Raw genomic sequence first — 16,082 nt, 5'->3', positions numbered from 1 at the left:
TAAAATATTATTTACTTAATCGATATATAATAACTAAAAATGATAAGTACACTAAAGAGTAAGTTGTAGAGATACAAATTAAAAAAAACTCAAAATTAAAATCTAACTGTTTGGTTATAAAGTAAGATAGTAATGAGAATAAAACAAATAGGCTTTGAAGTATTAATTCCAACTTTTGTTTGCCTGAAACAACCAATGCTGGTGATAATGCGGTAACAATAAATCTAATTCCAAACATCGGTGCTAGAATCCGAACGTACTCCCCAGAAACTTCCCAACCATCACCGAATATTATTCTAAAAACGTTAGGCGCGAATAATATAAACAATAGAACCATTGGAATAGCCATTATTGTTAATAGTATTATCATTTGATTGAATGATTTAGTGTAATTATCATATTTATTTTTTTCTTCTGATGCTTTTTGAAGGAATACTTTCGATATATTCATACTTACTAAACTAAGTGGTAATCCAAGAATTCTATATGCTATTGAGTAGTAACCAAAAACCGCTAAACCGTATAAACCACTAATAAATATATTCATTAGTGAGTAAGATGCTGAATTCAAGAAGTTTGCTGGCATAGAATACAGAAATTGATTTTTGTATTTAATTAATGTTGTTTTTATCCTCTTTAATTCAATATTACCAGTAAAGATATTTTCTTTCAAAAGATGCGTTCCTTGCTTTCTTATACCAAAAATCAGACTAATGAGTTGTGATATTAGTAGTCCTACTGCACCTAGTTTTAGAAAACCAAATATGACTAATCCAATATTTTGAATTACTGTTCTCAAGACATATAACTGAGAGATTAAACTGTATTGCTTCTTACGGTTATTATAACTTGTTAAAGTATTTACAAAACCTTGCAATATAAGTATTGGTATTAAAATATACGCCCATCCGCCAACTTCTTTAATTATTTCTGGTTGTTCTCTGAGATAAATTGAATATCCAAATGTAATCAAAATAGTAAATGCAATAGTAATTGCTATACTTCCAATTATCAAATCTACTGTTTCTTTTGAATCTTTAGCAGACACAATAGCCACATCATACTTTCCAGTAATAACAGGACCAAACATTGCAGAAAAAGTTAGAATTAATGTATATACTCCTAACTCTTCAGGTGTATAAAGTCGTGTAGAGAGTGGAGAAACGATAATTATTATTGCCTGTGCAAGAATAGATCCAGTCGTCAATTTCAAAATTGATCTAATATATTGTGTGGATAATATTTTTTTAATCATTGGGATACTCTTTTCAACTTAGTTTATGTTTCTATAGATTTTTGATCTTTTGAGCAGGCACACCTGCAATTACACAATTTCCATCAGGGAAACTTTTTGTTACTACTGCGCCTGCTCCAACAATAGTGTTATCCCCTAGTGTAGTGCCAGGCAATATAACTGAATTCATACCAATCCAACAGTTTTTTCCTACAATAATATCCTCTGATTTTTCATGTTTATTTAAATCATACATATTATGATTTTGTGTAATAAATCCAACATTAGGAGCAATATATGATCCATCGCCAATAATTATTTGCCCCTCACCCCATGTTTGAAAATAACATCCAAAATGTTGAAAGTTATTTAAATCATCCATATTGAAACTAATACGATTTGCTTTTCCAAAAACGCTTTGGTGAGAAACAGGGAAAGGTATATGGCGATTAGAGCCAAGTATTTTTTGATATAATAAGCTACGCCAACACCACTTCCACCCGGTCACGTTATTAGCAAACCATCTTCCTTGCAAGTATTTTTTCTCAAAGAACATGGGCATTATGAACCTAGAAAAATTTATAAATAAATTTCGTAGCATTTTAGTATCACACCTACTTTTTTATTAATATCTTTTTTCGTTTGTTAACTTGTTTGCTTATAATTATTGCAAATATTAGTACAAGGATCATATCATATCTATTTCTTATAAAGGAATCCAAATCAGCATAAGGCACAATAATGAACATTATGCTACTAATCCGTAAAGTCATAAAATAATATTCTTTTGAATGAATTTTTTCTATTACTTTGTCAAAGTATTTACATAGAATTCCTAATATAGCACTTTGAAGAACTAGACTCAATACACCAAACTGCCTTAGACCAAGTGTTAAAATATCAGTCGGTATTCCACCAGACGCACTATTACCTATAAAATAATCGGTGATAAAATGGTATCCAGTAGTTACTTTACTTAACCCAAATAAGCTTAAAATACTTGTTGGTACAATATTTATAATCCATGTAAAGTAATCAGTTCCCCATCTTAACCCATATATATCATTAATACTTTGAACATTAAGTAAGTTAACATATGGAAAAGCAAACTCGTTTACGATGGAGTAGATACTCGTTGAACTTTCTTTAACATAACCGTAGCTTAAATAAAAAAATAAATCATCTAACGTTCCCAATAAGAGAACAAATAATACCATACTAAAAAAAATAATGATAAATGGTCGTTTAAACTTTCTGAATGAAAAATCTATAAAAAATGTCATTAGGAATAATAAAATCCCCAGTCTCCCAGCATTAATAAATAAATAGAAAGTACTAGCTAATATTGAGATAATCAACAAGATACTTACAATAAAACCTTTTTTCAATCTGTAAGAATAAACAAAGAAATAAGTTGAAGCTAGGGAACTGACCATTAGAACAACGGAGAACAATCTGTTTTGAGGAATGTATGTACCCATATCAATTCCATAAGCCCTTAACTTCTCTCCCATTGCAATTGCACTGAATATTCCACCTAGACTAATACTAACTAATATCTCTGCAAACAATCCAAAAGATAGCGTTATTATTCCCCATTTTAGTGATTTTTTATATTTACTAATTTTATAGTATTCGTTTTCAACATCACCATTCTTTTCTGTTTTTTCACAATTATTCGTTTTATCATATAATGTATTTTTATTTACTTTTGATGATGTAATCTTGTAGAACAATGCAAAAGCAAAGTAAGAAATATATGTGTACAGACAAGCATAATAATATGAGATAGATTCAACTTGCGATGCCCTTAGTAAACTCCGATTTAAATTATCTGGCGTAAAACTAATGATTAAAATTGTAATTATGGGTATAATTACATAATACACAAGAAATGCTGATTGAAAGAAAACAAATGAATTTAAAATACCACTCTTCTTGTATGTTTTTATTAAACTTACAACAGCAACACACAACAATATAGAATATGCAATAAGCGTTATTGACTGTGTCATTATATTATTCCTTTCTTTCTGAAATAAGCAGGCAATCGAAGATGCGCTTATCTCTTCATCTGATCTTTCTATTTCTATTAGATCAGTATATTCTCCTTTACCTCCATAATATAGATTTATATATATATCTAACTATCTTTCTATTGATTTTCAATAATTTGTTTTGCAACGTTCTCTGCATTAAATTCACTTACTATATGATTGTAATCTTTATATACATCTTTATTTATCAATTGTATCGTATCAATAATAGACTCTTTATTATTATCGGAAAAAATATATCTTTTATATTTTTCAAATGTATCTTTAAGTAATTCTTTTTCACCATCTAGTAAAAATAATATTGGTTTATTAGTTCCAGAGTAATGATATATTTTGCCGGGTATTTGGGTTCCACTAATATTACTAAGATGTACAAGTACATCGCATTCCTTTTCAAACTGTTTTACTTTTTCATAGCTAACTCTAGGATGAACTTCTATGTTTTCATTCCCTTCTATCTTCAAGTCGCTGTTTCCACAAATGACTAATTTATGTTCAGTACCTTTAATAGCCTCATATAGTGGAATTATATTTCTTATTTTTGTTGAATAATCTCCACAATATAAAAATTTTAATGACTTTTTTTCTAGACTAATTTTTGGATACATTATTCTTTCAAAATAAGGTATAGGCACGTAAACCATTTTATTAGAGAATTCTGGATAAGTTTTTTTTTGTTCGAGTAAAGTCAACGGGGAGACATACACTACCTTAGTCGAATGTTCTATCAATTTATATTCTTCACTCTTTATCTTAGAATTCAAAACTTTACTAGAACGAGCAATATCAGACAAAAAAGGATCTCCCCATATTTGAATCCAAGGTATCTCATCTATTTGTTTTCTTTCGCGCAGTTTTTTTACAAATAAATGAGAAGATTTTGGATCAGATGATGAGATAATTAAATCATAGGCCTTTTCATCTATTTTAATTTTATCAACATGGTTAACAATATTCTTGAGATTGTCGTATATTTCAAACTTCGACAATAATGTATAAACTATTTTTTTAACTGGTTTTAAAAAACCATATTTCCTACCTATCCTTGCGACATTCTGTATCCCATTTAATTTTAGATATGTAGTTTTTAAGTTCTTGTTAGCTAAGCTCACATCATGATTGGAGTGTCTAGTATCAGGCTCAGTCGTTAATAACTCTACAATGTGCCCCTGCTCTAACAACCCCTCGATAGTTGCTCTGTTTCTTATTGAAGCTGACGTATTAATTTCTAATGGTCTCGAGACTACAAATAATATTCTCATTGATAATAACCTTCTTTGCTTAGATCTCATCGTAAATACTTATTAATCTGTTTTCCATTTCAGACCAACTATATTCACGATCATATAATTCATTCATTCTATTCCCTATATTTACCCACTCATTGGATTTTCTGACTAGATTCGCAATTCCTTTTTCAAAGCTTTGGATGTTATATTCTATAACTTCTCCGATATCATTTACCACAACAATATCATCCATACCTGTGTTTTTAGCCATTATTAATGGCTTTCCTAACATTAGAGCTTCATAAAATTTATTCGGTGCAGCATAATAATGATTAGGTACTTCAGGATTATATATTGCTGTAATAATATCACAGCTATTCTCCAATGTTAGAGTTTCATCATATCGAAGTTTACCGTAATAATATATATTCTCATAGTCTTCACTAAGTAATTTGAAATGCTCCTCTAATTGTCCAAAACCACCAATATGAAATTCATATTCTGAATTTCTTTTTACGAAGTCTGCAATTTCTCTCACAAATCTTCCATCTGCAAGGATACCTACATAAACTATTTTAATTTTTGATTTATTCAAATTTAACTTTACTTTCTTATCGATAATACACTTCGGAGTATTATGAATAACAATAAGTCTTTTAGGGTTAGATCCAGCTATTTGTTCTTTACGTTTCTCAGAACAAATAAGAGTGGCATCTGAATTATTTATTACTCTATGATCTAAAAATTCAATAAAGTTCTTGATTAACTTAGGGACTTTAAAAGAATGAACATAATAATCAAAAATATCATATACAAACTTCTTCTTATACTTTTTTGCAAGCATTTGAGCAGTAAAGGCTGTATCAAAATCACATGCATGTATGATATCGAATCTATGAATATTCTTTAAAAGCCAATTGTAAATGCAATATTGAAAATAAAGTAGTGGACGAAAGTTTTTTTTCATTCCGCCACCATAAGTTGCTGGAATCCCAAATCTATATATTTTTGCATTTCCATCCTCTAATTCAATAACTGACTCACTAATTTTATATTTATCATTTCTATCCCAAGCTAAAATTTCTACATGGTAGCCATATTTAATTAGTGAATTTGCTTCTTTTTCCAGCCTTGAATCTGGGTCTACTGGATTTGAACGAATAAACAGAACTTTCTTCACACTACACCAACTTTCTTAAACATCTACCGCAAATTATAAGAATATATTGATATAAATTTAGAGATTATTTATATAAACTAATAGTTTATTAATGACTGATTTTTCTCAAATCGCCAAGCATCACGACACATAGTTGTTAGATCGCATTTTGCAGTCCATCCAAGCTCAACTTGTGCTTTTGTAACATCAGCGTAGCATAATGCAATATCACCTGGTCTACGCCCTACAATTTCATATGGTATTTTTATTTTATTAGTTTCTTCAAAAGTTTTTACTAGTTCTAATACCGAGGTCCCTATCCCTGTACCTAAATTATAAATGTGATATCCTACTGGTGTATTATTTAGAGATGCAACATGTCCTTCCGCTAGGTCCATTACATGAATGTAATCTCTTATTCCTGTTCCATCTTTTGTAGGATAATCATTTCCAAAGATGTAGAGCTTCTCTCTTAATCTTTTTGCAACTTGCGTTATAAATGGCATAATATTATTTGGAATTGTATTTGGTGATTCCCCTATTAGACCACTCTCATGAGCTCCAATAGGATTGAAATAACGTAATATAGATACTGAAAGTCTTGGGTTTATCTTTACAACATCCAACAATATTCTTTCACATATGACCTTGGTCTCACCATATGGATTGGTTGTAGGTAACAACTTCATTGACTCTGTGAATGGCGAACTGTTATTGCCATAAACTGTTGCGGATGAACTAAAAACAATACGATTAACGTTATACATTTGACACATTTTAGCTATTAATATAGTACTTACAATGTTATTAAAGTAATAGCTTATTGGTTTTTCAATTGATTCACCTACTGCCTTTAATCCAGCGAAATGTATCACACCATCGATTTTATTCTCCCTAAATATATTATTGATTAATGTTTCATTTGTTACATCAACATTGTAAAATTTAATAGGTTTTTTTGTGATTTTAGTAATATTATTAATAACACTTTGATTACTGTTTACAAAATTATCAGCTATTATTACGGAGTGTCCTTCATTCAACAGTGCAACACAAGTATGAGAACCAATATACCCTGCTCCACCTGTAACTAATATATTCATAATGTTAACACCTCATTTCATATTGAATATTGGTGAATAATAAATAAAAATCAATTAACTCAACATAATGTAGGTAACTATATTAATTGCATCGTCTTAATATGGATTATCCGAATGCTACTTGTTTAGTGATAAATAAATTTTTTTTATTTCCTTCCTTATATTTTCAAAATCATACTTTTCGACCTCAAATAAATTATAGTTCCCCATATCACTTCTTAAAGTTGAATTATTACACAATTTCTCTATTGCAACTTTAAAATCTTGAACATTGTTAGGGTCACATAAAAATCCACCTTTACCGTCTCTTATTAAATCAACATTTCCCCTAATGTTAGATACAATACATGGTAATCCTGCACTCATAGCCTCCATAATTGCTCTAGATAAACCTTCTCTATAAGAAGGCATAACAAATATGTCACATGATTTCAATAGTTTTGCTATATCATCTCTGTATCCTAGAAAGTGCACATTTTTTTCTATATTATAATTTTTAGATAAATCAATAAGATGTTCTTTTTTATCACCAACTCCACATAAAATATAATGGATTTTTTGATTTTTAATTTCCCCAAGAGCACGTACAATGATTTCATTATTTTTATTTTTATTTAATTCTCCAACAGACATTAAGACGATGGAATCATCATCTGCTTTGATGGAATTCAATAAAGTATCCCTTTTTGTTATTTCATTTTTAATAGCTGAGGTATTGATTCCCACTCCGGGGACATGGTAAACTTCCCCTCCATCTTTTAACTTAAATTTACTAGCTGCCTTATAATCTTCTGTGTTTATTGTAATAAGGATATTTGTATATCTAGCCATAGCCATTTCAGCCCACTTGAACAAGGTAGAATTCAACAATGATGATCCCTTATAAAAATGAAAACCATGAGCTGTGTATATTATTTTCGGTGTTTTTGACAATCTTCCACAAATTCTCCCTAACATTCCACCTATAGGTGTATTACAATGTATAATATCAAATTTTTCTTTTTTGATAAGTTTCAAAAGTTGCTTGAAAGCGATTATATTTTGTTTTCTAAATGGATTTCTTTCAAGATCTAAATGATGAAGCTTTATATTATATTTCTGTACATCATCTTTAAACTCGCTTAAATTTGAAGCTAAGTGAAACTCATAACCTAATTCCTTGCAAGCTTCGATTGAAGGTAGTGTAAAGTTTGTTATTCTTTTTGTGATGTTACTTATAAACAACATTTTTTTCATGATTTTCCTCACACTTTATTTATTTATACCCTTTCTGGAGACATTAGTACTATTATCATTATTCGTATAAATTCCTTTTCTATTAAAAACAGTTCCAATTGTTTTAAGTATTATCCTGATATCTAACTTAAAACTAAGATTTTCAGAATAATATACATCATATTTTTTTTTCTCTTGGGAATCTATTGAATTCCTGTAGTATGCCTGTGAAAAACCAGTAATCCCTGGTTTAACATTAAATTTTAATTTATATTCATCATCATACGTGTGCTCATTACCTAATGGACTTGGTCTAGGACCTACTAATGACATATCACCTTTTATTACGTTAATTATTTGTGGGACTTCATCTAAACTTGTTTTCCGTAAAATTCTTCCTATCTTTGTTTGTCTAGGATCTTGAATACTATTAAAGGTACTACCATCTGTATTTCGAATATCTGGTGCATCGACAATCATTGATCTGAACTTATACATTTTGTATTCTTTTTGGTATTGTCCTAATCGCGTTCCTTTATAAAAAACTGGTCCTCTATCCTCAAGTTTAATTAAGATCCCCACAACTACCACTAATAAAAGTAATAAAGGAAATAATATCAAACTTATTATAATGTCAATTAACCTCTTAATATATTTTGCATACATTTTTCATCTCTCCATATATTTCATACATAGCTTTTTTCATGCTATATTGGGGGGTATATCCCAGTTCACTTTCTGCTTTTTCACAATTAAAATATGCTGAATATGATTTGGTATCTGCTCTTTTTTTACTAATAAATAAATTATTTGAATTGTTAAACACTTCATTTATCAGTTCTGCGATTTGTTTATTTGTAAATAGTTCATTACTCCCTATATTAAAAGCACCTTTTTTTTCATCGTGATTCAATGCAGTAACTATTGCATTTACAGCATCCTTAATGTATAAGAAATCTCTGTAATTATTCGTATCGGTGTTTAATATTAATTTTTCCTTTTTATAAGCTTGTTGAATGAATATATTTATCATTCTTCCTTTTAATTGATCAGTATCAGAAACAACACCATAGATAGGAGGGAATCTCAAGTTTTTAATTGACATATTATATTGTTTGTTATAAAAATCTCCAATATGTTCACAACATAATTTGCTAACACCATAAGCACTTATTGGAGATTTTTCATTTTCTTCGTCCCAAGGTAATTGTTTCTCATTCGAATATACAGCAATTGATGAACTATATATCACATTAAATATGTTATTCTCATAACATGCTTTATAAATGTTTTCAGTGATTCTTAAATTTTCAATATAATCAATTACGCTTTTGGAATTACCTCTTACTGAGGCTAAGTGGACAAATGCTTCCACATCAGATATACTTTTTATCAAATTATCTAGCGAATAATCTGTTTTTCTAGTTTCATATTCAATGGTATCTGATTCAATTCTACTGAGTATTATTGGAGTGAATTTCTTATTTTCCAAAAACTTTTTAACTAGTTCTTTTCCAAGAGACCCATTACCGCCGGAAATTGCTACTTTTATTTGAATCAACTCTTTTCAGTAATTTTATAGCCTACTTTTTCGAATTTCCCATTAATACTACGAATAATTTCGTTGTTATTGTAATAAAAGAAATACTCTTTACAGTTGCTTATATCAAAAGTATTTTTTATAAAACGGCTATCTGGCTTTTCACAAAAAAACTCCAATTCAACAGGAGTGGTAACATCTAATAATTTATCAAGTTCTTTAGTATCTTGATAAATTAAATGCTCAAAAGTTAATTTCAGAATATTTATACCAACATGGTGCTCAATTAACTTCCACATATGACAACCATCTAGTCTCGGAGTTATCTCTATTATACTTGGACTATTGTTTTCTATTTTAATTTGTAAATATACTGGACCATCCGATATCCCCAATCGTTCGCATGAACTAATAACCAGTCTATGAATATTATCTAATAGCTGTTTGTTTAAATATTGTGATGGCGCTATATGTTTATGTATTAGTCCAGTGTAACCTTCCCAAGTAATTCTGTCCGATGCTAAAAGAAACTTAACCTCACCATTAACTAGGTAAGCATTAACTGACAATTCTGGTCCATCAACAAACTTCTCAACAATTACTTCTTTTCTGCGAGAGTGACTAATTGCTTCATCAAATTTTTCTTGATATTCTTCGAGAGTTTCAATTAAAAATACTCCTCTTTGTCCTTGAGAATCAGATGGTTTTAATATAAATGGCAATGGAATGCTAGGCATTTGTGAAGAGTTATTTCTCACTTCAAAAGGCAGATTCCCGTAACATTCAGCACCTAATTTTTCTCTCATTAATGTTTTTGTATTACAGGTAATTGCACTCTCCGAAGGTATAAAATGTGGCAGTTTTAGTTTTTCACATATCCTCATAACAACAGGCATAGCAATGTCAGATCCTACAGAATAAACGTAATCGATAGAGTTATTTAGTATATACTTAATAATCTCTGTTTCATTTAGTATATTTATCTCCACAAAGTAATCAGCCACTTTAGCCCCTGGTCCATCTGCTGCCATTGCACAAGCGTGAACTTCTAGATCCATTTCTTTCAATAATAATATTGCATCCATCTGTACTGCAGATACACCTAAAATCAGTACTTTCTTTCTCATGATTTGTTCCTCCTATTATTCTTTAAATTTCAACTCTTCAAGTTGATTTAATGTCTCGCTTGTCGGCCTTTCAGCGAATAAATTACAATTTTCTTTGATGATAGAGTCATCCATTAACCACCACTGTAAATTCAATAGTCTTGATATTGTTTCTTCATCGAATCTATACTTAATGATTTTACCTGGATTGCCCACGACTACTGCATAGGGTGGTACATCTTTTGTAACTATAGTATTAGCACCTATTACTGCACCATCCCCAATAGTTACACCTCGTAATACAGTAGAATTACAACCTATCCAAACATCATTCCCTATTTTAGTCTCCTCTAAAAATCTATCGTAATATACTTTATCGTTGTTCAATCCGTCGTAAGTATTGTATAAAAAAGTATGTGAAGTAACTCTTGTAAAATCATGTTCTGCTGCTCCAACCGATACCCCCCAAGATATTGATGTAAACGATCCAATTTGAGTGTGCATAATAACAGTGTTTTGTCCTGTGTATGTGTGTTTGCCTAATTTCGCAAAATAAATATGGTTACTTTTTCCCACACGGGAATATATGTCTAGGAAAGAATTATCAACTTTACTATCATCACCACTAAAATTATAACCATTAAATTTAGAATCTTTAATAATATTTGACTTGTATACAGTTGACATTTTTCCTATTGAAGAATTCTCGATATTACTAAAAAAACCAATTTGGGATGATTCATGAATGAATGAATTATAAATATTAGCTTCCATTTGTGACACCTACTGTAAGATTGGAATTTTTCAACGCATTTATATACTCCTCACATATATAACTTACATCTTCAGATGTAAGAAATGTATGCAAAGGTAATGTTAATTCATTTTTAAATACAGAATAAGAGTTAGGAAAATTATTGATGTTGAACCCTAAATTTTTATATGCAGTTAACATTGGCAATGGCTTATAATGAACATTTGAAGAAATCCCCTTACTTGCCAATTTAGTAATAATCTCATTACGTCTTATCTCATCAATCATATTAATTCTTGTTAACAGTAAGTGACCGCTAGACTCATATTCATTAGTGTAATGTTTTAGCACGTCAATACCTGTACCTTCCAACATTGTTACGTATTGGTTTATAAGTTTTTTCCTTGCTCTCAGCAATTCTTCATATCTACTTAGCTGTATTATTCCTATAGATGCCATAATATCTGTCATATTGCACTTATAGTTAGGTGAAACGATATCGTATTCCCAAGCTCCCATTTGAGTTTTTGCAAGTGCATCTTTTGTTTGACCATGTAAAGTTAATAACATATATTGTTTATATATCTCTTCGTCTGAGATCCCTGAAATTTCTCTCCAAGTTACAGCACCACCTTCAGCGGTAGTCAGGTTTTTAACGGCATGAAAAGAAAATGAAGTGAAATCAGCAACTTCACCACTTTTTCTTCCTTTATAAGAAGCCCCAAACGAATGTGCGGCATCTGCCATAATAACGATTCTTCCAAATGCTTCTTGTAATTTATTCTTTCCCTTAAATAAATGTTTCTTACTTTCAACAATATCTAATATTTTGTCATAATCACACATTACTCCGGCTATATCTACTGGTATAATTACTTTAGTCTTATCAGTTATCGCTTTTTCAAGTTCTTCTAAACTCAGATGATAACTATCTGGTTCAGTGTCAACCAGCACAATAGTTGCCCCAACATGATGGATTACACTTGCAGAAGCAGTGTACGTATATGCAGATGTAATAACTTCATCACCAGGCCCAACACCAAGCATTCTTAGTGTCATTTCCATACAAGCAGTTGCTGAGTTTAAAGCTACTGCTTTATTCGTACCACAATAGTTTGCTATTTGTTGTTCGAACTTCTTTGTTTTTGGTCCAGTCGTAATCCATCCAGATCTTAATGTATCAATTACTTCAGCAATTTCTTCTTCTGTAATATCTGGTGGTGAAAAAGCAATTTGTTTCAAGTTGTATTCCCTCCAAAAATAAGAATAGGAGAAGCAGAGACTCGCTCCACTCCTCCTTAAGATAATTAGCTACTTGGTACAAGCACTTTATTCGTGTCGCGCTTTCCTCCACTATATGTAGGCACGATTCGAGACAATAGCTCTTGTATCATTTCCTTGTCTTGACCAAGTATACGTTCTAATCGGCGAAGCTCCAGCTCTATATTCTCTCGATCAAAATTCACAGGTCTCCCAATAAATATTCGATCATGCTTAGTATCTGTCATGCCTTCCTCATTAAGCAGAAGCTCTTCATACAGCTTCTCACCTGTACGGATACCCGTATATTCGATCATAATATCTACATTAGGCTCAAGGCCAGATAGTTTAATTAGATCACGAGCGAGATCAGCGATTTTCACTGGTTCACCCATATCCAGAATGAAAATCTCCCCGCCCATTGCATACGCTCCTGCTTGCAGAACGAGACGAGATGCTTCAGGTATTGTCATAAAGTAACGTATCATCTCAGGATGGGTTACCGTTACAGGCCCACCCTTCGCGATCTGCTCCTTGAACAATGGGATAACACTGCCGCGACTTCCGAGTACGTTACCGAAGCGTACTGCACTAAAGCTTGTCTTCGATTGCTTCGCAAGACACTGAATATACATCTCTGCGATGCGTTTTGTTGTTCCCATAATACTTGTCGGATTAACCGCTTTATCCGTAGAGACAAGTACAAACTTATGTGAACCGTATTGATCGGCAAGATCCGCTACATTACGTGTACCGAATACATTGTTTTTTATGGCTTCTGAGGGGTTTTCTTCCATTAGAGGGACGTGTTTATGCGCCGCAGCATGGAATACAACCTGTGGACGATGCTTACGGAACACATCCTCCATTCTTGCCCGATCCTGTACATCTGCGATGATTGGTATAAGCTTTATTCCTTTATATGATAGCTCGCGGTGAATCTGATAGATGCTATTCTCACCATGACCGAGCAGCAGCAGCTGACCTGGGTTGAAGCTTATGATCTGGCGACAAAGCTCTGAACCAATAGAACCTCCGGCTCCAGTCACGAGTACTACCTTCCCTTCGATATAATCCTTAATACCATCACTTTCAAGAATGACCGGATCACGTCCTAGCAGGTCCTCTACCTCGACATTGCGCAATGACTTCATCGATATCTTACCTTCTAGCAAGTCATTAATTCGAGGAATGATTTTCATATTGGCATTCGTCTGCTTACAGGTCGATATAACGTCTGAAATTTCTTTGCGTGTTGCTGAAGGCAGCGCAATAATAATTTCTGTTATCTCATGCTTTGCTACAACATCCTGTATATGCTCGCGATTCCCAAGTACAGGTAGTCCTACAACAGATTGATGCAGCTTGACCGGATCATCATCGATAAAGCCAACAGCTAATAAATTAGAGTTTACATTCGACATTAACTCCCGTGCGACAACAACACCACAGCTCCCAGCCCCAATAATTAGTGTTTTCTTAAATCCGCTAAGATCCTGCTTCACGTAACGATCCTTCAGCAAGCGAATAGCAAAGCGTGATGCACCGACACCAAGCATAACGAGCAGATAACTATTTATCGCTACAGACAACGGAACATATAAAACTTCTTTCATAATAAGCGTAACAACATACGCTAAGCCCATCCCGACAGTTGCTGATCTGAAGATAAGCATCATTTCCCCAATACTTGCGAACTGCCATACTCGCTTATACATCGATCCAAAGTAGAAGGAGATTACACTTAGTGCAATACTGAACAGGCCGAATAATATTGCGCTTGATGTTCCAATCTTACTAAGATCGCCGTTGGCATACAGCACGAACGACAACGCTGTACATGCAGCTATAATTATGCAGTCTACGACCATGAGCAATACCATATTTTTCCTTACTTTACTCATGCTAGTCCCCCACTATTGATAACTATTTTTCATCATGTCCGTAATAATAGTAATAGTAGTCATCCTTTATTTTGCGTTTTGCGTTGTTAAGAACGACGCCGACAATTTTAGCCTTAACTATTTGCAGACGTTCCTTCGCATCAAGCAGTGCACTCCGTTTCACCTTACCAGCCTCTGCAACAAGCACCACACCATCACAATGGGTAGATATAAGCTGTGCATCCGTAAGAGCAAGTACTGGCGGTGTATCAATAATAATCTGATCGAACTGCTCCTTCAGCTGCTCTAGTATAGAGCCAAGTGCCTTAGAGCCAACAAGCTCTGAAGGATTAGGCGGTATCAAGCCAGCTGTAATCGCACTTAGATTAGGAATTTTCGTATCTTGAATCACTTCTTCAAGTGATGCCTGCTTCGTTAATACATGACTAATGCCAAGTCGATTCGATAGCGTGAACGTCTTGTGCACAGTAGGCTTGCGCAGATCAAGCTCAATCAGCACCGTGCGCTTATCGCTTTGTGCATACGTTGCTGCTAGGTTAGCGACTGTTGTTGATTTTCCCTCTCCCGGTCCTGCAGAGGTTACCATAATAACTCTAAGATCTTCATCAACCGCAGAGAAGCTAATGTTCGTACGCAGTGTACGGTAGGCTTCACTAATCGGAGACTTCGGATTCGTTACGGAGATGAGATGTCTAGCTTGACTGTTACTTTGAGATTGTGACATTCGAACCCACCTCCGCTCTTACATTACTGGACTTTTGTTTACCGATCTCTAAATCCTCTTGTGTAACACGAGGAATACTCATCAGTACAGGAAGTTCTACGTATTGGAGTACATCATGTTCATCCTTAATGGAATCATCAAAGTATTCAAGCAGTAGAGCAAGTCCTACGCCTAGTAATAATGCTACGATAATACTTAATGCTATATTCAAAATTGGATTCGGCGCTACCGGCGATGGGTTGTCAACCAGCTTCGCCTCATTCAATATGCTTACATTGTTAACGGTCATGATCGTTGGAATTTGCTCCACGAACACATTTGCTACTTCATTCACTACGGTTACTGTTGTTGAATAATCATTGTGCTGTGCAGATATCGTCAGCACCTGTGTACCACTTACAGATGATACGGAGATCATCGCATTAATTTGCTCCCCAGTTAGGCCAAGCTCTGGATTACGTTCCGCTACTTTATCGGTAATTGCTGCTGTTTTAATAATTTGTTTATACGTATCTACTAATCTTAAATCTAGGTTTACACTATTAATGTCAATTACTCCTGACATGTCTTGAGAGTTATTTACGATTAGCTTTGTAGAAGATTGATACACTGGTTTCATAAATCCATAGCTGAATACAGCTGCTATTATTGCTAATACAACAACTAATCCTATTATTAGTTTAATTCTTTTTAATATGATCCTGACGTAGTCTCTTAATTCTAGCTCCATGGACTATAAGTACCCCCATATACATGATCTTCGGTCTCTTCAAGAAGTAAGAGTCTTTACCCCAACT

General features: G+C 32.8%; 15 protein-coding genes. All 15 read right to left on the bottom strand.

All coding sequences use genetic code 11. The features are described from left to right. Window positions 1-7 precede the first annotated feature (7 nt). Window positions 8-1,255 carry a lipopolysaccharide biosynthesis protein gene (locus tag M3180_RS11540; protein WP_251667614.1) on the bottom strand — a complete coding sequence of 416 codons (1,248 nt, stop codon included), beginning with the start codon at window positions 1,253-1,255 and terminating at the stop codon, window positions 8-10. A 31-nt stretch (window positions 1,256-1,286) separates the two neighbouring features. Then, window positions 1,287-1,835 (bottom strand): acyltransferase, encoded by a 549-nt coding sequence (locus M3180_RS11535; RefSeq protein WP_251667613.1) that lies wholly within the window; start codon window positions 1,833-1,835, stop codon window positions 1,287-1,289. Between the two features lie 13 nt (window positions 1,836-1,848). Then, on the bottom strand, window positions 1,849-3,249 hold the full coding sequence (locus tag M3180_RS11530) for an O-antigen polymerase (protein WP_251667612.1): 1,401 nt from the start codon (window positions 3,247-3,249) through the stop codon (window positions 1,849-1,851). A gap of 140 nt (window positions 3,250-3,389) precedes the next feature. Then, on the bottom strand, window positions 3,390-4,553 hold the full coding sequence (locus tag M3180_RS11525; protein WP_251667611.1) for a glycosyltransferase family protein: 1,164 nt from the start codon (window positions 4,551-4,553) through the stop codon (window positions 3,390-3,392). A 19-nt stretch (window positions 4,554-4,572) separates the two neighbouring features. Further along, complete coding sequence (locus M3180_RS11520) at window positions 4,573-5,700, bottom strand: glycosyltransferase family 4 protein (protein WP_251667610.1); 1,128 nt, start codon at window positions 5,698-5,700, stop codon at window positions 4,573-4,575. A gap of 77 nt (window positions 5,701-5,777) precedes the next feature. After that, on the bottom strand, window positions 5,778-6,782 hold the full coding sequence (gene galE / locus M3180_RS11515) for a UDP-glucose 4-epimerase GalE (protein ID WP_251667609.1): 1,005 nt from the start codon (window positions 6,780-6,782) through the stop codon (window positions 5,778-5,780). Between the two features lie 117 nt (window positions 6,783-6,899). Then, the gene (locus tag M3180_RS11510) at window positions 6,900-8,018 is read right to left on the bottom strand and encodes a glycosyltransferase family 4 protein (RefSeq protein WP_251667608.1); all 1,119 of its coding nucleotides are present in this window, start codon (window positions 8,016-8,018) and stop codon (window positions 6,900-6,902) included. A 15-nt stretch (window positions 8,019-8,033) separates the two neighbouring features. After that, window positions 8,034-8,663, bottom strand: a complete 630-nt coding sequence (locus tag M3180_RS11505) for a sugar transferase (RefSeq protein WP_251667607.1) — start codon at window positions 8,661-8,663, stop codon at window positions 8,034-8,036. After that, window positions 8,644-9,558, bottom strand: a complete 915-nt coding sequence (locus M3180_RS11500; protein ID WP_251667606.1) for an NAD-dependent epimerase/dehydratase family protein — start codon at window positions 9,556-9,558, stop codon at window positions 8,644-8,646. Before M3180_RS11500 ends, M3180_RS11505 begins: the two co-directional genes overlap by 20 nt. Continuing rightward, a complete protein-coding gene (locus M3180_RS11495; protein WP_251667605.1) occupies window positions 9,555-10,664 on the bottom strand; it encodes an ATP-grasp domain-containing protein in 1,110 nt (369 codons plus the stop codon). The genes M3180_RS11500 and M3180_RS11495 overlap by 4 nt, the downstream gene beginning before the upstream one ends. A 15-nt stretch (window positions 10,665-10,679) precedes the next feature. Next, window positions 10,680-11,417 (bottom strand): CatB-related O-acetyltransferase, encoded by a 738-nt coding sequence (locus tag M3180_RS22745; protein ID WP_285855697.1) that lies wholly within the window; start codon window positions 11,415-11,417, stop codon window positions 10,680-10,682. After that, the gene (locus M3180_RS11485; protein WP_251667604.1) at window positions 11,407-12,639 is read right to left on the bottom strand and encodes a DegT/DnrJ/EryC1/StrS family aminotransferase; all 1,233 of its coding nucleotides are present in this window, start codon (window positions 12,637-12,639) and stop codon (window positions 11,407-11,409) included. Before M3180_RS11485 ends, M3180_RS22745 begins: the two co-directional genes overlap by 11 nt. A gap of 65 nt (window positions 12,640-12,704) precedes the next feature. After that, entirely contained in the window at window positions 12,705-14,561 is a 1,857-nt protein-coding gene (locus tag M3180_RS11480) for a polysaccharide biosynthesis protein (protein ID WP_251667603.1), read from the bottom strand. 22 nt (window positions 14,562-14,583) lie between these two features. After that, on the bottom strand, window positions 14,584-15,285 hold the full coding sequence (locus M3180_RS11475) for a CpsD/CapB family tyrosine-protein kinase (RefSeq protein ID WP_251667602.1): 702 nt from the start codon (window positions 15,283-15,285) through the stop codon (window positions 14,584-14,586). Next, complete coding sequence (locus M3180_RS11470) at window positions 15,266-16,015, bottom strand: YveK family protein (RefSeq protein ID WP_251667601.1); 750 nt, start codon at window positions 16,013-16,015, stop codon at window positions 15,266-15,268. Before M3180_RS11470 ends, M3180_RS11475 begins: the two co-directional genes overlap by 20 nt. Window positions 16,016-16,082 lie beyond the last annotated feature (67 nt).

Origin of the sequence: Paenibacillus camelliae (genome assembly GCF_023715345.1) — a bacterium.
Classification (GTDB): Bacteria; Bacillota; Bacilli; order Paenibacillales; family Paenibacillaceae; genus Pristimantibacillus; species Pristimantibacillus camelliae.
The sequence above is the reverse complement of the archived record's forward strand: the minus strand, read 5'-3'. Positions and strand labels throughout refer to the sequence as shown.

Coding starts and splice junctions, on each gene's coding strand:
- M3180_RS11510 (WP_251667608.1), bottom strand. CDS start 8,018: ATGAAAAAAATGTTGTTTATAAGTAACATCACAAAAAGAATAACAAAC.
- M3180_RS11540 (WP_251667614.1), bottom strand. CDS start 1,255: ATGATTAAAAAAATATTATCCACACAATATATTAGATCAATTTTGAAA.
- M3180_RS11505 (WP_251667607.1), bottom strand. CDS start 8,663: ATGTATGCAAAATATATTAAGAGGTTAATTGACATTATAATAAGTTTG.
- M3180_RS11475 (WP_251667602.1), bottom strand. CDS start 15,285: ATGTCACAATCTCAAAGTAACAGTCAAGCTAGACATCTCATCTCCGTA.
- M3180_RS11495 (WP_251667605.1), bottom strand. CDS start 10,664: ATGAGAAAGAAAGTACTGATTTTAGGTGTATCTGCAGTACAGATGGAT.
- M3180_RS11470 (WP_251667601.1), bottom strand. CDS start 16,015: ATGGAGCTAGAATTAAGAGACTACGTCAGGATCATATTAAAAAGAATT.
- M3180_RS22745 (WP_285855697.1), bottom strand. CDS start 11,417: ATGGAAGCTAATATTTATAATTCATTCATTCATGAATCATCCCAAATT.
- M3180_RS11480 (WP_251667603.1), bottom strand. CDS start 14,561: ATGAGTAAAGTAAGGAAAAATATGGTATTGCTCATGGTCGTAGACTGC.
- M3180_RS11525 (WP_251667611.1), bottom strand. CDS start 4,553: ATGAGAATATTATTTGTAGTCTCGAGACCATTAGAAATTAATACGTCA.
- M3180_RS11530 (WP_251667612.1), bottom strand. CDS start 3,249: ATGACACAGTCAATAACGCTTATTGCATATTCTATATTGTTGTGTGTT.
- M3180_RS11535 (WP_251667613.1), bottom strand. CDS start 1,835: ATGCTACGAAATTTATTTATAAATTTTTCTAGGTTCATAATGCCCATG.
- galE (WP_251667609.1), bottom strand. CDS start 6,782: ATGAATATATTAGTTACAGGTGGAGCAGGGTATATTGGTTCTCATACT.